Here is a 17,905-nt window from a genome sequence, read left to right as displayed (position 1 = left end):
TGCAGGTGGAGGTGGCGATGGATCCCGTCGAGGCACTGGACCGGATCGCCTTCCTGCTGGAGCGGTCCCTGGCGCCGACCTATCGCGTACGGGCTTTCCGTACCGCCGCGCAGGTGCTCGCGGCGCTGCCCGCGGGCCAGGTCGCCGAGCGTGCGGCGGCCGGGACGCTTCAGTCGCTGCGGGGCATCGGCCCGAAGACCGCCCAGGTGGTGCGCGAGGCCCTGGCCGGCGAGGTGCCCGGCTACCTGCGGACGCTGGAGGAGCAGGCCGGGGCGCCGCTCGCCCAGGGCGGCGAGCGGCTGCGGGCGCTGCTGCGCGGGGACTGCCATCTGCACTCCGACTGGTCCGACGGCGGCAGCCCGATCGAGGAGATGGGCCGTACCGCGGCGCGCCTCGGCCACGCGTGGGCGGCGCTGACCGACCACTCGCCCCGGCTGACGGTGGCCCGCGGCCTGTCTCCCGAGCGGCTGCGCGAGCAGCTGGACGTGATGGCGGAGCTGAACACCACCTGGGCGCCGTTCCGGCTGCTCACCGGCATCGAGTGCGACATCCTGGACGACGGCTCGCTGGACCAGGAGCCGGAGCTGCTGGAGCGGCTCGACGTGGTCGTGGTGTCCGTGCACTCCAAGCTGCGGATGGACGCCCGCTCGATGACCCGCCGGATGGTGGCCGCCGTACGCGATCCGCACGCCGACATCCTCGGGCACTGCACCGGGCGGCTGGTCACCGGGCGCGGGCGGCCGGAGTCCGAGTTCGACGCGGACGCGGTGTTCGCGGCGTGCGCCGAGTCGGGCACGGCCGTGGAGATCAACAGTCGTCCGGAGCGGCTCGACCCGCCCCGGCGGCTGCTGCGCCGGGCCGTCGACGCGGGCGTGCTGTTCTCGATCGACACCGACGCGCACGCGCCGGGCCAGCTGGACTGGCAGATCCACGGCTGCGCCCGCGCCGAGGAGTGCGGGGTGCCCGCCGAGCGCGTGGTGACCACGTGGTCCGTCGAGGAGTTGCTGGCCTGGACCCGGCAGGGCCGTACGCCGTCGCGCGTGGCGGGCGCGTGACAGCAGAAGGCCCCGACCGCGACGGGGGAATCACGGTCGGGGCGGCCGAGCGGTGGGCGCGGACGGCGGTCGCCTCTCGGCGAAATGCTCCACAGGGCTTCAGCCGAACGATCGTCCCTGTGGGCGAAAGGTGAGGCCCGGGGACACTGTCCCGTCCACACCCACGGTCCGTTCAACGGGCAACCACCTCCGGCTGTTCCGGTCGCGCGCCCAGCACGGCGGTGATCCGCGTCACCCCGGTGTTCCGCTTGACTTCGAGCGCGCTCCAATTCGTAGCGTCTCGGGCATGAGCACTACGGCACAGCACAAGATCGGTTCCGGCTTCGACGCCCGGAGCACCGCCGACGACGTCCTGCGGGGCATCGACCTGACCGGGCGGCTCGCGATCGTCACCGGTGGCTATTCGGGCCTCGGGCTTGAGACCACCCGCGCGCTGGTCCGCGCGGGCGCCCGGGTGGTCGTCCCCGCGCGGCGCCCGGACACCGCCCGGGAGGCACTGGCCGGCCTCGGCGGCGTCGAGGTGGACGCGCTCGACCTCGGCGACCTGGAGAGCGTGCGCGGCTTCGCCGAGCGCTTCCTGGCCTCCGGCCGGACCGTCGACTTCGTGATCAACAACGCGGGGATCATGGCCTGTCCGGAGACCCGGGTCGGGCCCGGCTGGGAGGCGCAGTTCGCCACGAACCACCTCGGGCACTACGCGCTGGTCAACCGCCTGTGGCCGGCGATCGCGCCCGGCGGCGCCCGGGTCGTCTCCGTCTCCTCGCGCGGCCACCACTACTCGGGCATCCGGTGGGACGACGTCCAGTGGCGCGAGGGCTACGACAAGTGGCCGGCGTACGGGCAGGCGAAGACGGCCAACGTGCTGTTCGCCATGCACCTCGACAAGCTGGGCCGGGACGCCGGTGTCCGCGCCTTCTCCCTGCACCCGGGCGGCATCCTCACCCCGCTGCAGCGGCACCTGTCCCGCGCGGAGATGGTCGAGGCCGGCTGGATCGACGAGAACGGCGACCTCGTGGACCCCGAGGCCTTCAAGACCCCGGAGCAGGGCGCGGCCACCCAGGTGTGGGCGGCCACCTCGCCCCAACTGGAGGGCAAGGGCGGGGTGTATCTGGAGGACTGCGACATCGCCGAGCCCGCCCCCGCGGACGGGGCACGGGCGGGCGTGAAGGACTGGGCGACGGACCCGGAGCAGGCGGCCCGGCTCTGGGAACTCTCGGCGGAGCTGACCGGGGTGGACGCGTTCCGGCGCTAGCTCGGGTCGGTTGTGCGTCCGGCGGACAGGAAGTCCCGCAGGTCCGCGGTGATTTCGGCGCCGTGGGTGGCGAACATGCCGTGGCCCGCGTTCTCGTACACCTTCAGGGTGCAGTCGGACGCGAGCCGGGCCACGCGGGCGCCGGTCAGCTCCAGCGGCGCCGACGTGTCGTGCGTGCCGTGCAGCACCAGCACCGGCAGATCGAGTTTGGGCACCTCGGCGGTGACGTCCAGGGTGGTGACCAGGTCCATGAGCGCGCTCGTCGCGCGGGCGGTGGCGACCAGGCAGCGGCCGCTGAGGTAGTGGACGTAGGCGGGCGACACCTCGTTGCCGGGCAGGTGGAGCGCGAAGAACTCCCGGATCGCCTCGGGGTCGTTGAAGAACGCCGGCCGGTCCCGCAGCCAGGTCTCGTTGGCGGCGCGCATGGCCGCCGGGTCCCAGCCGTCCGGGTTGTCGGCGGAGCGGGCAAGGCCGGGGGCGACGCCCGCGACGAGGGCGACCCGGGCCACGCGCGCCGTGCCGTGCCGGGTCAGGCACCGGACGATCTCCGCGCAGCCCACCGAGTGCCCGACCAGGGTCACGCCGCCCAGGTCCAGGTGGTCGAGGAGTCCGTGCAGATCGTCGGCGAGGGTGTCGAGGTCGTAGCCGCCCCAGACGTCGTCGGAGCGGCCGTGCCCGCGCCGGTCGAGTCCGACACAGCGGTATCCCTCCCCCGCCAGCGGCGGCATCTGGTACTCCCACATCTCGGTGCCGAGGTACGAGCTGTTGACGAACACGGCGACGGGGCCGTCGGCCGGGCCGTAGTCGACGTAGTGCAGTCGCGTGCCGTCGGCCGGGCTGTCGAAGTACGGCATGGGGGATCCTCCTGAATCCGCTGGGGAACGCCGAGTGGTACGTCCTTCGTGCTGCTGCGTCGTGACGTCCTCCATGCTTCCGGGGGCGGCGGCGGGCGTCGATTACCTGCCGGGTCATGGCACGTACCTGCCAGGCACGGCACCGGGGGCGGCACGCCGTCGTCAAGGCCCGGTGGCGACGCGTGCGGTGCGGTGGTGTGCTGGAACTGTCCCCTGGAGGGCCCATGCACCATCCTTGGCTCGCATCCCTCATCCGTCCGTCGTCGGCCGCGCCGCCCGGACCGACCGGGGGTCTGCTCCCGCGGCGCGGGCTCGCGCCGACCTGGTTTCTGATCGCGCTGATCACGGTGATCGCCTGGGTGCTGACCGTCGGACAGGCCGAGGGCATGGGCACCGGTCCGGGCACCATGGGGCTGGCGCTGCCGCTGTTCCTGCTGCTGTGGCTGACGATGACGGCCGGCATGATGCTGCCGTCGGCGACGCCGGTGGCCCTCACCTGGGCGCGGGCGATCGGCCGTTGCTGCGGCGACTGGGCGCGAACGGCGCGGACCCTGGTGTTCGTATGCGGCTATCTGCTGGCCTGGACGGCGTTCGGGCTGCTCGCCTACGTCGGCCTGGCCCTCACCGATTCCCTGCTGGACTACCGTCCGGACGCGGCCCGCTGGATCGCGTCCGCCGTCTATCTGCTCGCCGGCCTCTATCAGCTCGCCCCGCTCAAGACCCTCTGCCTGCGGCACTGCCGCGCCCCGATGGGCCACCTGATCCGCCGCGAACGCTCGCGTCCGCCGGTGCGCGACCTGCGGGTGGGAGTGCGCCACGGGACGTACTGCGTGGGCTGCTGCGCCGGTCTGATGGCGGTCCTGATCCCGCTGGGTGTGATGAACCTGGGCGCGATGGCCGGCCTGACGGTGGTGATCTTCCTGGAGAAACTGGCGCCGTGGGGTCCCCTGCTCGCCCGGGCCGTGGGCGTGCTGTTCCTCGTGCTCGCCGCGCTGGCACCGTTCCACCCGGTGCTGTTGCCGGGACTGCAGAGCCCGATGCCGGCCATGACCGGCATGTGACCACCGCCGAGAGGAGCGCGAGGTGAGCAGCGCGATGGGCAGCGCCCGCGTCGTCGTCACGGGTGCCACCGGCCATGTGGGGACGAGCCTGCTGCGGCTGCTCTCCGAGGATCCGCGGACCGGGTCGGTGCTGGGGCTGGCCCGCCGGGTTCCCGAGGAGGCGCCGCCGAAGACCGAGTGGGCCTCGGTCAACCTGGCCTCGGAAGGGGTCGACCCGGCCCGGGAGTTCACGGGCGCGGCCGCCGTGGTGCATCTGGCCTGGGCGTTCCAGCCGACACACGATCCGGCGGCGACCTGGCGGACCAACGTCCTCGGCAGCATCCGGGTGTTCGAGGCGGCGGCGCGGGCGCGCGTGCCCCTCCTGGTGCACGCGTCGTCGGTCGGCGCGTACTCGCCGGGGCCGAAGGATCACGCGGTGGACGAGTCGTGGCCGACGCACGGCTGGCCGGACGCCGCGTACTGCCGGGAGAAGGCCTATCTGGAGCGGGCCCTCGACAGCTTCGAGCGCGATCACCCCGCGATGCGGGTGGTGCGCATGCGTCCGGCCTTCCTCTTCAAACGGGAGTCGGCGAGCGAGCAGCGCCGGATCTTCGGCGGCCGCTTCCTGCCGGGCACGCTGACCCGCCCCGAGCTGCTGCCCTTCCTGCCGGACATCCCCGGTCTGCGGGTCCAGGCGCTGCACACCGACGACGCGGCCAAGGCGTACTTCCTCGCCCTGCACGCGCCGGTGCGCGGGGCCTTCAACCTGGCGGCCGAACCGCCGGTCGACGCCGGGCTGCTGGGCGAGATGCTGGGCAGCCGCCCGGTGCGGCTGCCGCGCACGGCGGCGCGCTCGGCGATCGCGGCCGCCTGGGGACTCCATCTGCTGCCCGCCTCACCGCACCTGTTCGACGCGGTCCTGCGCCTGCCCCTGATGAACTGCACCCGCGCCCACACGGAACTGGGCTGGTGGCCGGAGCACCTCGCGCCGGACGTGCTGCGGGAGTTCCTGGGCGGAACGCACGAGGGGGCGGGAGCGGAGACGGTCACCCTGCGCGGGCACGGGGTGGGCTGAGAACACGGGTCGCCGGGCCGGCTGTCGCGGACGGTCGGGCGGTCAGGGCGTCAGGGCGTCAGGGCGTCAGGGCGTCAGGGCGTCAGGCGGAGGGTTCGTCCGGCACCGGATGCTCCGGGTGTACCGCCCCCGAGTGTGGTGCGCCCCGCCGCCCCGTCCCCGCCTCGTCGGTGTCCGGGACGTCGTCACCGCCGACGCTCGCGGCGTCCGGGGAAACCTCCCACGGGTCCTCGCCGGCGTCGGCCTGCTGGTCCGGCAGGTCCCGCGGTACGGGCCCACCGTCCTCGGCGGACTCGTGCCCGCGCTGATCGGCCACGGCGTACTCCCCTCGCGTCGGTTCGAAGAGGACGAGTACCTCGGGAAGGGGACGCCGAAACGGCATTCCCTACTGGTACGGCGCGCGTTCCTCAAGTGCCGTCCGCCAGGCCGGGAGCCGGTCCTCGGCCGTCGGCTCGGCGCGACGGCCGCCGCGGGCGAAGAAGTCCGCGAGGGGCAGGATCGCGGCGCCGACGGTGACCGCGTCGGGACCGAGTCTGCCGAGGTCGATGGTGACCTTCTCGGCGGGGTGGCGCAGCGCGTACGAGGTCGCGTGGCGACGTACGGCGGGCAGGAAGCGGGCGCCGAGCTGGAGTCCGGCCCAGCCGCCGATCAGGATCCGCTCGGGCTGGAAGAGGTTGATCAGGTCGGAGAGGCCGGCGCCGAGGTATTCGGCGGTCTCCTCCAGGACGGACAGCGCGACCGGGTCGGCGGCGGTGTCCCCGGCCGGGTAGGCGGCGGCCAGCATCGCGGTGAGCGCGGTCTCCTCGTCCGTGCCCTGAGGCGGGCGCCCGCCCTCCTCGGCCCAGCGGGCGAGCAGGGACTCCGCGCCCGCGTAGGCCTCCAGACAGCCGAGCGCGCCGCAGCGGCAGCGCCGCCCCCGGACCCGTACCGTCAGATGACCCCACTCGACGGCGCGCCCGTGCTCCACCTCGGGGGTGACGAGACAGGCGCCGACGCCGGAGCCGAACAGCACCACGACCGCGTTGCGGGCGCCACGGCCCGCGCCGAACCACATCTCCGCCTGGCCCAGCGTCTTGGCGCCGTTGTCGATGAAGTACGGGACGGAGTCGGGCAGTTGAGAGCCGGAGCGGAGCCGGGCCTCCAGCGGGACCGCGTCCCAGCCGATCGTCTGCCCGTGCACCACGGCACCCCGGTCCTCGGTGTGCTCGACGATGCCGGGGACGCCGACCCCGACGCCGAGCAGCCGCCCGGGGTCGGTCCCGGCGGCCGCGAGGACCTCGGCGATACCGTCCCGGATGTGGCCGACGATGACCTCGACGTCGTACCCCTGCTGGCTCAGGGCGTGTTCGGCGCGGGCCAGTTCGGTGAGGGTGAGGTCGAACAGCTCGACGCGGACCCGGGTCTCACCGACATCGACGCCGATCATGTGCCCGCTGTGCGGGGCGACCCGCAGCAGCGTGCGCGGGCGGCCGCCGTCGGAGTCGACGCTGCCGGCCTCCTCGACCAGTCCGTCGGCGATCAGGTCCGCGACGACGTTGCTGACCGAGCCGGAGCTCAGGCCGGTCGCCGGGCCGAGTTCGAAGCGGCTGAGCGGCCCGTCGAAGTACAGCCTCTGCAGCACGGCCATGCGGTTGCCTCGCCTGAGGTCGCGTACCGTGCGCCCGTTCCGCCCCGCCATGTGGCTCCTTTCGAACCCTGCCCGACCTGCAACATACCTCCGCGGGCGGGCTTGGCGCGACATTCCTCCAACCCTTAGTTCACGTTATGAGCTAAGCGACGGCACCCCGCACGGCCCTGCGGGGCACCCGGAAAACCGGTGGAGCGCTCCCCTGAGGCTCTCTACGCTGGGCAAAAAGCCAGTAGGCAATTAGCTAGTCCCCCTAGGTTTTCGCTCCCCGGAAAGACGTGACACCCCATGAGACCACTCACCGAGCAGGCCGTCCGTGACTCGTTCGTCAACTGTTCCAAGGGCGAGGCCAAGCGCCTGGCGGTCCCCCGCGACCTCGCCGAACGCCCGTGGGACGACCTGGACTTCCTCGGCTGGCGAGATCTCGGCGCTCCTGACCGAAGCTATCTGGTCACCGAGCGGGAGGGCCGGCCGGTCGGCGTGTCGCTGCGCTTCCCGTCCTCCCAGCGGGGCTTTCTGCACCGCAGCATGTGCTCGGTGTGCCTGACGACCCACCCCGGCGGCGGCGTCTCGCTGATGACCGCCCGCAAGGCCGGCGCGGCCGGCCGCGAGGGCAACTCGGTCGGCCTGTACATGTGCACCGACCTGGCCTGTTCCCTCTACGTACGAGGCAGGAAGGTGCCCCGGTCCGGCATGCGCTTCGAGGAGAGCCTCACGACCGAGGAGCAGACAGCCCGGACGGCGGGCAATCTGGCCGCGTTCCTGGACAAGCTGTACGCCTGACGACACCGGCGTGTCCGAAAGGCATCCCTCTTGCGGACACACCCCGTCCTCAATGAAGGTACGTTCGACCCGTCCGAGGAATGGGAACAGGCCAAGGGATGCCAGACGTACGAAAGTGGGCCACGGTGCCCACGCGGTTCCTGAAGCGCTATCGAGACCCGATCGTCGTCCAGACGCTGCGGTCGGCCACCGCGGCGACGATCGCCTACGTCCTCGCGCTGCGCCTGAGTCCGGAACCCGCGCCGCTGACCGCGCCCCTGACCGCCCTGCTGGTCGTCCAGGTCACGCTGTACGCGACGCTCACCAACGGCATCCGCCGGGTGAACTCGGTGGTGGCCGGGGTCCTGGTCGCCATCGCGTTCAGCCTGCTGGTGGGGCTGACCTGGTGGAGCCTCGCGCTGCTGATCGTGGCCTCGCTGGCCGTGGGGCACCTGGTGCGCGTCGACGAGTACGTACCCGAGGTGGCGATCAGCGCCATGCTGGTGCTCGGGGTCACCACGGTCGGCGACACGGCCTGGGCCCGGGTGGTGGAGACGCTGATCGGCGCGGTGGTCGGCCTGGCCTGCAACGTGCTGCTGCCTCCCCCGGTGTGGGTGGACGAGGCCGGTGAGTCGATCGAGGGGCTGGCCCGCCGGGTACGGCAGTTGATGCTGCGCATGGGTGAGGAGGCCGCGGGCCGCACCCCGTGGCAGCAGGCGGCGGCGCGACTGCACGAGGCGCGCCGGCTCGACCACGACATCGTCGAGGTGGACGCGGCCCTGCGGCAGGCCGAGGACAGCCTGCGGCTCAACCCGCGCGTCAAGGAGGGCCTGCTGCACCGGGTGGTGCTGCGGACCGGGCTGGACACGCTGGAGATCTGCACGGTCGTCCTGCGGGTGCTGGCCCGCTCCTTCACCGACCTGGCCAAGGCCCGCGACCCCGATCCGCTCTTCCCGCCGGAGGCGGGCGCCGTCGTCGAGGAGTTGCTGTCCCAGATCGCCGACGCCGTGGTCAGCTTCGCCGTGCTGGTGACCACCGACCTCAGCCTCAGCGCCGAGTCCGCCGAGGCCCGGCTCACCGCCGAGCTGCACACGGCGGCCGGCACCCGCGACAAGCTGGCGCTGGCGCTGCGCGACGAGGTCGAGCGCGACGCCCGGCACTGGCAGTTGTACGGCGCCGTCGTCACCGAGGTGAACCGGCTCCTCGACGAGCTCGACACCGAACACCGCTCGCGTCGCCTGCTGGAGGAGCTGGACCGGGTCTCGGGCGAGCAGCGCGCCAAGCTGCCGCGCCTGAGCCGGCTGCGCGAGCGTCTGGGCGTACCGGAGCGGCTGCGCCGGAACCGCCCCGGTGCCGACGGGCGTTCTCTGTGAGGGGGGACCGGTAGGCACGGCCCCGGGACGGAAGGGAGCGGGCGGATGACCGACACGGCCGTACGGATCGACGGGAACACGCTGCGACTGCCGGGCGGGGTGGTGGTGCGGTTCGTGCGCACGCTGCGGCTGCCCGAGACGGGCACGCACGCGCTGCCGCCGGGTCTGGGCGAGTTCCCGGTCCGGCGGGTGGCCGACTACCCGGACACCGTCCCCGACGAGTGGCGGGCGCGCGGCGGCGTGCTGCTGCCGGTATATCTGCGCGAGGCGATGTGGCTGAGCTTCGCGGGCACCACGGAACCGGCCGCTTTGCAGGTCGGGGTGGGCAAGGTGTGCGCGGTCTCCGGCAAGCGCTGGACGGGCCGGCTGTCCCACAAGCCGCAGAACTACGTCGTACTGCCCCGGCAGCCCTGGCTCGACGGCATCAACTCGGGCAAGGGCACGGTCCGCCAGTTCGTGGCCGTGCCGCTGGGGCTGGGCGCCACGGTGGAGGGGCAGGTCACGGGCGAGGAGGTGTGGGGCGGCGTACAGCTCCAGTCGTTCCCGCTGCGGGACGAGCCGCTGGCCGCCTGGCGCCGGGAGCAGGAGGCCCAGCGGGAGCGGACGCGGTCGGCCGGAGGGTTCGGGGCCGCGCTCCCGGCCATGGCCCCGCAGGCGGCCCCGGCGGCGCCGCCCATGGCTCCGGGAGCGGCCCCGATGCCCGCGGCCCCGGCGCGCCGGGCGATGTCCGCGGCGATGGGGCTCGGCGTCGGCGGTTCCATGCGCCAGGAGGTCTACCGCGACGACCGGCGGCTGAAGGACTGGGCCGAGGAGCCGGCCGGGCGGGTGTTCGTGCACCTGGTGACGCCTCCGGAGTGGCGGCGCATCACGGGCGAGGAGCCGCCGCCGTCGCCGGTGGACCGGGCGGCGTACACCCGGGCGGGCCTGCCCTGGTACGACTACTACGACCAGGACGCCGAGGACCTGGCCCCCACCGACACCCTCGGGGCGGTCGAGCCGGTCGGCGACTGGCTCGGGGACGACCTGGAACCCTGGCAGGAGCCCTCTGCCGGGCAGGTGAAGCCGCTGAAGGACGCTCCGGGCAAGCCGGTCGAGGACGGTGACTGGTAGACCGGTCGGCCCGCGCCCCGCCGATTGCACCCTGCGCAACACTCATTGCCGTTCTTGCCTCCATCGGTTAGCCACGTCATGGTGGCTGTCACGAACCGAGGCAACCGACGACCTGAGGTGCGGGCATGGACAGTGGTACGGACGCGGGGCGCGGCGGTATGAGCAGGCGCCGCTTCGTCGGAGCCCTGGCCGGGACCGTCGCCCTGCTGACGGTCCCGGCCCCGGCGGCGCCGCTCGGCGAACCGGAACCACCGGCCGGGCGTCGGCGCGGGCCCCGGCCCGAGGCCGCCGCGAAGACCCGGGCCCCGACCGGGGCCTCCCGTCCCCGCCCTCTCTACCTGGGCACGTACACCTCCGCCGAGGGCGGCGGCACCGGCATCGGCCTGGCCACGTACGACCCGGCGACGGGCCGGATCACCGGCGCGGGAACGCTCAAGGGCGTGGCCGACCCGTCGTATCTCGCCGTGCATCCGGACGGCCGCACGCTGTACGCGGTGGACGAGCGCGCGGACGGCGGGGTGACCGCTGTCCGCCTGGCCGACCGGCGGATCCTCGGCACCCGGAGCACCGGCGGCGCCGGCCCCTGCCATCTGTCGGTCCATCCCACCGGGCGCTGGCTGCTCAGCGCCAACTACGGGTCCGGCAGCGTGGCCGTGCACCCGATCGACGCCTCGGGCGCCCTCGGCGAACGCACCGACCTGGTCACGCATTCCAGTCCGCCGCCCGGTCCCGGCCAACAGGGCCCGCATGCACATCAGTTCGTCACCGGCCCGGACGGCGGTCACGTCCTCGCCGTCGACCTGGGCACCGACACCGTGTACACCTACCGCCTCGACCCGGCGAAGGGCACGCTGACCGAGGTCGCCCGGGCCGCGACCCGGCCGGGGGCGGGACCGCGGCACCTCACCTTCCACCCGGGCGGCCGGTACGCCTACCTGGCCAACGAGGTCGACAACACGGTCGCGGTCTGCGCCTACGACCCGTCGACGGGCCGGCTGACGGTGGGCGAGCCGCAGTCCACGGGTACCGGCTCGGGCACCAGTTACCCGGCCCAGATCCTGGTGACCGCGAACGGCTCGTACGCCTATCTCGCCAACCGCGGCCACAACAGCCTCACGCGCTACGCCGTCGAGGCGGACGGCGCCCGGCTGCGGCTGCTCGACACCGTGCCGGTGGCCGGGGACTTCCCGCGGCAGATCGCCTTCTCGCCCGACGGCCGGTTGCTGTTCGCGGCGAACCAGCGTTCCGGCACGGTCAGCGTCTTCCAGGTGGGCGCCGGCACCGGTGAACTGCGGCTCGCGGGCGAGCCGTTCGCCTCACCGGTCGCCGTCTGCGCGCTGCCGTTGTAGCGCCCGGGGGCAGCCGGCGGCGCTCGCCTGGGTCAGCAGGACGTACATGCGCTCGGTGAGCTGCGCGACGGTGTCGGCCGGCGCGTGGAAGGGCAGGCGTACGTCGCCGTGGGCACGGGCGCGCTCGATGCGCAGTGTCAGTCCGTGCCGGTCCACCGCCAGGGGCTGGACGCGGGTCACCGCGTGCAGGCTGTCGGGGTCGACCAGGCGGGTGAGGCGCTCGACGGCGTCCGGGTGGGCGTCGGCGAGGTGGGTCAGCAGCCCGGCCTCGGCCAGGGCCAGCGGGTCGGGTGCGGCGGCGGTGAACTCGTCGCGGTCGACGAGCTCGGCGCCGGAGGGCCGGCGCAGCACGACACGGGTGGCCCGGAAGGCGAGCAGGCCGTCCTCGACGGCGAACCAGCCGGTGATCCGGAGCCGGGCGCGGACCCGCTGCCGCACGGGGACGGGCGCGACGTCGGCGAACTCCAGCACGGCGGACGGCTCCCCGCGTGGCGCGCAGATCGCCGCCGCGAGCAGCACGCTGTCCTCGGGCACGCGCAGCAGCACCCGGCCGTCGTCGGTCACGGTGTGCGCACCGACGAACTCCTCCCGCCCACCGACGGACTCCTCCCGCCCACCGACGGACTCCTCCCGCCCACCGCCCGCGGTTACCGTGCACGACCACGCGGCGGCGAGCACGGACCGCGCGCGCTCCGCGACCCCGGGCACGGCAGCCCAGTCCTGGCTGTCAGCCATCCCCAACCTCCTTAGGCAAGCCTCACCTAACCTATCGAAGATCGGGGTGTGCGCCAACCACGGGGCGGGTCGCGCGTCAGGGGTGGGGTGAGCGTGTCGCTCAGGAGATCACTCCGAGCAGGGCCCGCGCGCACAGGTCCCGGACCTGCTCCGGCGTCAGGTCCGAGTCGCGCAGCCACTCCAGGCACACGGCCGTGGTGAAGGCCAGCCAGCCCCTGACCGCGAGCCGCACCTCGGGGCGGCTCTCCAGCGTCGGGCCGAACTCCGGGTCCGCGGCCAGGGCCGCCAGGATCTGCTGCTCCTGGGCGGCCAGGGCGCGCTGGTAGACGCGGCGCACGACCTGGTCGCCCGCCGCGTCGGCGCGGTGGAAGGCGCGATAGCCGTGGGCGTGGGCGCGGACGTGCGCCAGATAGGTGTCGAGGCCGGCGGCGAGCTGCTCGCGGACCGGTACGCCGGGCACGGCCGCCGTCATCCGGAGCATCCGCTCGCTCTCCTGCTCGACGACCGCCGCGAAGAAGTCCCGTTTCGTCGGGAAGTAGTGGTACAGCAGCCCTCGGGAGACTCCGGCGATCTCGGCGACCTGCTCGATCCACACGTCGTCGTACGGACTCTCCGAGAACAGCTTGGCCCCGACCGACAGGAGCTGCTCCCGGCGCTCCTGCGTACTGAGTCTGCGGCGGGTGCGCTCGCCCGGATTCGCGGCCATGTCGGCACTTTACTTGACGCGGGTTCAACAACGGGACCAGACTGAGCCGCGTTATTGAACCCACGTACAACACGCTCAACCTGCCGGTGCATCAAGGGAGATCGCGTCATGGCGGAGACGGAGACCACGGGGGCGGGCGGCGACGAGCTGCCCAGGGGCTTCCGCAGCGCCGAGCGGGGCTGGCCCGAACTGCACCGCATCCCGCATCCGCCTCACCGGATCCCCCTGCTCGGCGACGTGCTAGGCGTCGACCGGCGCACGCCCGTGCAGGACTCGCTGCGCTTCGCCCGCATGCTCGGCCCCGTCTTCCGGCGCAAGGCGTTCGGGAACGAGTTCGTGTTCGTGTGGGGCGCCCGGCTCGCGGCCGACCTGGCGGACGAGTCCCGGTTCGCCAAGCACGTCGGTCTCGGGATCGCCAACCTCCGCCCGGTCGCCGGGGACGGGCTGTTCACGGCGTACAACCACGAGCCCAACTGGCAGCTGGCGCACGACGTTCTGGCGCCGGCCTTCAGCCGCGACGCCATGGCCGGCTACCACCCGATGATGCTGGCCGTGGCCGGACGGCTGACCGACCACTGGGACCGGCAAGGGGCGGCCGGGCGTGCCGTGGACGTGCCCGGCGACATGACCAAGCTGACCCTGGAGACGATCGCCCGCACCGGGTTCGGGCACGACTTCGGGTCGTTCGAGCGGGATCGGCTGCATCCCTTCGTGACGGCGATGGTGGGCACCCTCACCTACGCGCAGCGCCTCAACACCGTGCCCGCGCCACTGGCCCCGCTGCTGTTGCGCCGGGCCTCGCGGCGCAACGACGCCGATATCGCCCACCTCAACCGCACGGTCGACGACCTCGTGCGCGCCCGGCGCCACTCCGGCGGCGGGGAGGGGGACCTGCTCGACCGGATGCTGGAGACGGCCCATCCCGAGACCGGGGAGCGGCTGTCGCCGGAGAACGTCCGGCGCCAGGTGATCACCTTCCTGGTCGCCGGTCACGAGACCACCTCCGGCGCGCTGTCCTTCGCGCTGCACTACCTGTCCCAGCACCCGGAGACGGCGGCGCGGGCCCGCGCCGAGGTGGACCGGGTCTGGGGCGACACACCGGAGCCGGACTACGACCAGGTCGCCAAACTGCGCTACGTGCGCCGGGTGCTGGACGAGTCGCTGCGGCTGTGGCCGACCGCGCCCGCCTTCGCCCGCGAGGCACGGCAGGACACGGTGCTGGCCGGGGACCACCCGATGCGGCGCGGCGCGTGGACGCTGGTGCTGACGCCGATGCTGCACCGCGACCCCGAGGTGTGGGGGGCGGACGCCGAGCGGTTCGATCCGGACCGGTTCGACGCCAAGGCCGTACGGGGGCGGGCCCCGCACACCTTCAAGCCGTTCGGTACGGGGGCCAGGGCCTGCATCGGCCGGCAGTTCGCGCTGCACGAGGCGACGCTGGTGCTGGGTCTGCTGCTGCGGCGCTACGAGCTGCGGGCCGACCCAGGTTACCGGTTGCGGGTGACCGAGCGGCTGACGCTGATGCCGGAGGGGCTGCGTCTGCACCTGGAACGGCGGACCGCGCCGACGCCGGCCGTGTCCGCCGACCCCGGCGCTCCGGTGACCGTCCCGGACGCCCCCGCCTCAGCGCCGCGCTGCCCAGTGCACGGGACGGGTGACTGAGTCCGGCAGCCGGGTACCGTCGCTGCCCCGGGCCGCGGCGAGCTGCGGCTGGGTCAGGAAGAACGCGCCGGTCAGGTCCGCGTCGGTGAGGTCGGCGTCGCGCAGGTCGGCGCCGATCAGATCCGCGCCGCGCAGATCCGCCCCGGTCAGGTCGGCCGCGATGAGATAGGCGCCGCGCAGGCTGACACCCCGCAGGTCGGCACCTCTGAGGCGGGCGCCCATGAGATCGGCGCCGCGGCGGTCCTTCTTCTTCCCCCGCACCCCGGCCCGCGCCAGCTCGCTGGTGCGCAGCAGAAGGACGTTGACCTCCTGACGGTGGGCGGCCACGTCCAGCGCGGCCAGTTCCTGCGGGGTCTGCCGGGTGAGCCGTTCCGTCTTCTCCGCCGCGGCGCGCAGGTCGGCGTGGACCGGGCGGGCGGCGGGCAGGCCGAGCGCCTCGGTGAGGTACCAGAGCACTTCGTGGAGCTGTCGTACCACCGGGAACACCTCGAACACGCGCCGCGCGTGCTCCGCGGAGCCGGTGCGCCAGTCCTGCCCCTCGAAGGTGACCTGGGAGACCTTCTGCCCGGCGCCGAAGCAGTCGTAGACCGTGCAGCCGGTGAACCCCTTCTGCCGCAGCTCGGCGTGGATGCCGCAGCGGTGGTCGCCCCGAAGGTTGGGGCAGGGCTTTCCGGCGGGCTTGTCGAGCGCGAAGTCGGCCGAGGCGGCGAACGGCAGGGCCACGCAGCACAGCCCGAAGCAGCTCGCGCAGTCACCCCGCAGTTCCGGCCGGCCGGCTATCTGATCTGGCATGCCGTCCAGCCTACTGACCTGCGGAACCCTCTCGACTTCCCGTACGACCTCAACGGAGACCCCACCCACGAGCGGCCGGTGTCAGTGCTCCAGGGCGGGTAGTTCGAGGCGGGCCAGGCGCTCGGGGTCGGCCAGGATGTACATTCCGGTGATCCTTCCGTCGGCGACGGTGACGGCGGTGACCGACAGGGGCCGGTCGTCGGGAGCGGTGACCAGGCCGATCGAGCCGTTGACCAGGACGAGCCGCGCGGAACCCGCGAACTGCGCGAACATGGCTGCCTGTTCGGCCACCGCCTTGGCCCCGTGCACGAGCTTGGACGCGGCCGCCCCGCGCACCAGGGCGCCCGCGTCGGCGCGCAGCACGACGTCCGGGTGGAGCAGGGCGACCAGTGCCTCGAAGTCGCCGCCCCGGGAGGCGGCCAGGAAGGCGTCGACCACCTCGCGCTGGCGGCCCAGGTCGCGGTCGGCGGACGGGGTGGCTCCCTGCACCCGGCGGCGGGCGCGGCTGGCCAGCTGCCGGGTGGCGGCCGAGGTGCGCTCCACGATCGGGGCGATGTCGTCGAAGGGCACGGCGAACATGTCGTGCAGGACGAACGCCAGCCGCTCGGCGGGCTCCAGCGTCTCCAGCACCACGAGCAGGGCCAGACCGACCGAGTCGGCTTCGAGGACCTCCTGTTCGGGGTCGATCCGCGACAGGGGCCGGACCACCGGGTCGGGGACGAACGTGTCGTCCATCGGCTCCTCGCGGCGCGCGGTGCGCGAGCGCAGTATGTCGAGGCAGACCCGCCCCACGGCGGTGGTCAGCCAGCCGCCGAGGTTCTGGATCTCGTCGGCGTCGGTACGGCTCAGCTTCAGCCAGGCCTCCTGCACGGCGTCGTCCGCCTCGGCGAGGGAGCCGAGCATGCGGTAGGCCACCGCGCGCAGATGTCCGCGGTGTTCCTCGAAGCGGTCCGCGAGGATGTCCGGGTTGGTCATGGGCGCAGACTATGTCGCCGCGCCCCCGCCGCGATCCCTTTTCCGCCATCCTCGGTACGTCGTCACCACGCCGTCCCCGAGCCCTCCCCCGCGTCGTCCCCGCGTCATCACCGCGTCATCACCGCGTCATCTCGGCGCTGTCACACCTCGTTGCGGGTGAGCGCCAGCAGGCGGTCCAGGACGCGGGGCGCGCCGACCCGCAGGCCGTCGTGCTCGAACTCGTCGGTGACCCAGGTGCGCAGGCCCCGGATCGCGTGGGCGGTCCGCAGCGAGTGGGCCGTGTCGACGTACATGTCGTCGTGGTAGACGGCGGCGGCCACCGGGACCTCGTTGGCGGCGAGGCGGGCCGGGTCGTACAGGGGCCGCCAGTCGGTGCGGGCGGCGAGCAGGTCGGCGGTCTCGCGCAGGGGCCGCAGCGCGGGGTCGCAGTCGAACATCCAGGGGTGGATGGTCTCGCCGGTGAACAGCACCGGCGCGTCGCCCGCAATGGCCTTGGCCGCGTCGAACTGCGGGAACTCGGCGCGGACCCGGTCGGCCGCCCAGGCGGTGGGGCGGGCGTCCTGGCCGTAGATCGACTCGTGGACGAGGGCGAACAGCGGGCGCGAGGCGTGCGAGAGCAGGCCCTGGACCTCCTCCTGGAACGCGTCGGACAGTTCCGTGCCCGCCGAGGTGCGGACGAACGCGTCCTCCAGGAGGTAGTGCAGGCGGTGGCTGCCGTCGCCGTAGCCCAGCATGAGCCCGAGGGACTGGAAGGCCTCGACGGTGAGGCGGTAGCCGTTCGGCAGGACCACGTCGTGGCTCAGGAGGTGGTCGGCGACGCGGCGGACCCGCTCGACGTCCTGCGGGTAGCGCAGGTAGTGCGCGGCGACCTTGCGTTCGATGCGCGGGTAGGCGGCGCGGTAGATGTCCTCGGCATGGGCGTCCAGGGAGGGCAGGCCGCCGGTGATCACGGCGGTGCTCAGGCCCTCCGGGGCCAGGGACAGATAGGTCACCGTGCAGTAGCCGCCGAAGCTCTGGCCGAGAACGGTCCAGGGGGCGCCGTCGGTCAGCCGGGCGCGGATCAGCTCGCAGTCGCGGACGATCGAGTCGGCGCGGAAGTGCGTGAGGTAGTCGGCCTGCTCGGCGGGGCCGCCGCGCAGCGCGAGCGTCTGCCGGTTGGCGGGCGTGGAGTGGCCGGTGCCGCGCTGGTCGAGGAGCAGGACGCGGTACTCCCGCAGGGCGCGGTCGAGCCAGGCCTGCCTGCCGATGAAACGGTTCGCCCCGTAGCCGGGGCCGCCCTGCAGGTACACCAGCCACGGCAGGTCCTGGTGCGCCTTGTCACCGGCGACGACCTCGCGTGCGTACAGCTCGATCGTCTCACCGCCGGGGTCGGCGTGGTCCAGGGGCACGGTGAAGTGGCGGTCGGTGAGGACGACGCCGGGCTGGCGGTAGCTGAGGCTCAACGATTCTCCCGGGACGGACGGATGGTCGCGTCCCAGTTCAGCACATGTCCGTCCGCGGTCCGAGACCCGGGATCATGGATTCTTACTGAATACCGG

At 73.3% G+C, this 17,905-nt stretch carries 17 protein-coding genes; 9 read left to right on the top strand and 8 right to left on the bottom strand.

From position 1 onward, the window contains the following. The first annotated feature begins 17 nt into the window (after positions 1-17). Positions 18-1,055, top strand: coding sequence for a PHP domain-containing protein (locus ACWGKT_RS01110; RefSeq protein ID WP_453271940.1), 1,038 nt, complete (start codon positions 18-20; stop codon positions 1,053-1,055). A 286-nt stretch (positions 1,056-1,341) separates the two neighbouring features. Continuing rightward, entirely contained in the window at positions 1,342-2,307 is a 966-nt protein-coding gene (locus ACWGKT_RS01105) for an SDR family NAD(P)-dependent oxidoreductase (protein ID WP_453271939.1), read from the top strand. Here the strand turns inward: ACWGKT_RS01105 and ACWGKT_RS01100 are convergent. Then, positions 2,304-3,161 carry an alpha/beta fold hydrolase gene (locus ACWGKT_RS01100; RefSeq protein ID WP_453271938.1) on the bottom strand — a complete coding sequence of 286 codons (858 nt, stop codon included), beginning with the start codon at positions 3,159-3,161 and terminating at the stop codon, positions 2,304-2,306. The genes ACWGKT_RS01105 and ACWGKT_RS01100 overlap by 4 nt on opposite strands. A 224-nt stretch (positions 3,162-3,385) precedes the next feature. On the opposite strand from ACWGKT_RS01100, the gene ACWGKT_RS01095 reads away from it, so the two are divergent. Next, complete coding sequence (locus ACWGKT_RS01095) at positions 3,386-4,222, top strand: DUF2182 domain-containing protein (protein WP_453271937.1); 837 nt, start codon at positions 3,386-3,388, stop codon at positions 4,220-4,222. 34 nt (positions 4,223-4,256) lie between these two features. Continuing rightward, positions 4,257-5,276, top strand: coding sequence for an SDR family oxidoreductase (locus tag ACWGKT_RS01090; protein WP_453272087.1), 1,020 nt, complete (start codon positions 4,257-4,259; stop codon positions 5,274-5,276). Between the two features lie 82 nt (positions 5,277-5,358). Here ACWGKT_RS01090 and ACWGKT_RS01085 read toward each other — a convergent pair whose 3' ends face one another. Together ACWGKT_RS01085 and ACWGKT_RS01080 are read right to left on the bottom strand one after the other, a co-directional pair. After that, positions 5,359-5,592 carry a hypothetical protein gene (locus tag ACWGKT_RS01085; RefSeq protein WP_453271936.1) on the bottom strand — a complete coding sequence of 78 codons (234 nt, stop codon included), beginning with the start codon at positions 5,590-5,592 and terminating at the stop codon, positions 5,359-5,361. 69 nt (positions 5,593-5,661) lie between these two features. After that, a complete protein-coding gene (locus tag ACWGKT_RS01080; RefSeq protein ID WP_453271935.1) occupies positions 5,662-6,954 on the bottom strand; it encodes an ROK family protein in 1,293 nt (430 codons plus the stop codon). Between the two features lie 237 nt (positions 6,955-7,191). On the opposite strand from ACWGKT_RS01080, the gene ACWGKT_RS01075 reads away from it, so the two are divergent. The 4 genes from ACWGKT_RS01075 (at position 7,192) to ACWGKT_RS01060 (ending at position 11,497) form a co-directional block, all read left to right on the top strand. Then, entirely contained in the window at positions 7,192-7,686 is a 495-nt protein-coding gene (locus ACWGKT_RS01075; protein ID WP_453271934.1) for an FBP domain-containing protein, read from the top strand. A 98-nt stretch (positions 7,687-7,784) separates the two neighbouring features. Continuing rightward, positions 7,785-9,038, top strand: a complete 1,254-nt coding sequence (locus tag ACWGKT_RS01070) for an FUSC family protein (protein WP_453271933.1) — start codon at positions 7,785-7,787, stop codon at positions 9,036-9,038. A gap of 45 nt (positions 9,039-9,083) precedes the next feature. Further along, complete coding sequence (locus ACWGKT_RS01065) at positions 9,084-10,148, top strand: hypothetical protein (protein WP_453271932.1); 1,065 nt, start codon at positions 9,084-9,086, stop codon at positions 10,146-10,148. A 125-nt stretch (positions 10,149-10,273) separates the two neighbouring features. Then, a complete protein-coding gene (locus ACWGKT_RS01060; RefSeq protein ID WP_453271931.1) occupies positions 10,274-11,497 on the top strand; it encodes a lactonase family protein in 1,224 nt (407 codons plus the stop codon). On the opposite strand, the gene ACWGKT_RS01055 is transcribed toward ACWGKT_RS01060, so the two are convergent. After that, positions 11,465-12,232 carry a DUF2470 domain-containing protein gene (locus ACWGKT_RS01055; protein ID WP_453271930.1) on the bottom strand — a complete coding sequence of 256 codons (768 nt, stop codon included), beginning with the start codon at positions 12,230-12,232 and terminating at the stop codon, positions 11,465-11,467. The genes ACWGKT_RS01060 and ACWGKT_RS01055 overlap by 33 nt on opposite strands. 100 nt (positions 12,233-12,332) lie before the next feature. Then, positions 12,333-12,938 carry a TetR/AcrR family transcriptional regulator gene (locus ACWGKT_RS01050; RefSeq protein ID WP_453271929.1) on the bottom strand — a complete coding sequence of 202 codons (606 nt, stop codon included), beginning with the start codon at positions 12,936-12,938 and terminating at the stop codon, positions 12,333-12,335. Between the two features lie 108 nt (positions 12,939-13,046). Here ACWGKT_RS01050 and ACWGKT_RS01045 point away from each other — a divergent pair, with 108 nt between their 5' ends. Next, complete coding sequence (locus tag ACWGKT_RS01045; protein WP_453271928.1) at positions 13,047-14,600, top strand: cytochrome P450; 1,554 nt, start codon at positions 13,047-13,049, stop codon at positions 14,598-14,600. On the opposite strand, the gene ACWGKT_RS01040 is transcribed toward ACWGKT_RS01045, so the two are convergent. From ACWGKT_RS01040 to ACWGKT_RS01030, 3 genes are all read right to left on the bottom strand, one after another. Further along, positions 14,562-15,392 (bottom strand): pentapeptide repeat-containing protein, encoded by an 831-nt coding sequence (locus tag ACWGKT_RS01040; RefSeq protein ID WP_453271927.1) that lies wholly within the window; start codon positions 15,390-15,392, stop codon positions 14,562-14,564. The two genes, ACWGKT_RS01045 and ACWGKT_RS01040, sit on opposite strands and share 39 nt — an antisense overlap. A gap of 81 nt (positions 15,393-15,473) precedes the next feature. Continuing rightward, entirely contained in the window at positions 15,474-16,367 is an 894-nt protein-coding gene (gene sigJ, locus ACWGKT_RS01035; RefSeq protein WP_356144759.1) for an RNA polymerase sigma factor SigJ, read from the bottom strand. Positions 16,368-16,507: 140 nt separating this feature from the next. Further along, a complete protein-coding gene (locus ACWGKT_RS01030) occupies positions 16,508-17,809 on the bottom strand; it encodes an alpha/beta fold hydrolase (RefSeq protein ID WP_453271926.1) in 1,302 nt (433 codons plus the stop codon). Positions 17,810-17,905: the final 96 nt, after the last annotated feature.

The sequence above is a fragment of the Streptomyces sp. NPDC054794 genome, assembly GCF_053611585.1.
The sequence above is the reverse complement of the archived record's forward strand: the minus strand, read 5'-3'. Positions and strand labels throughout refer to the sequence as shown.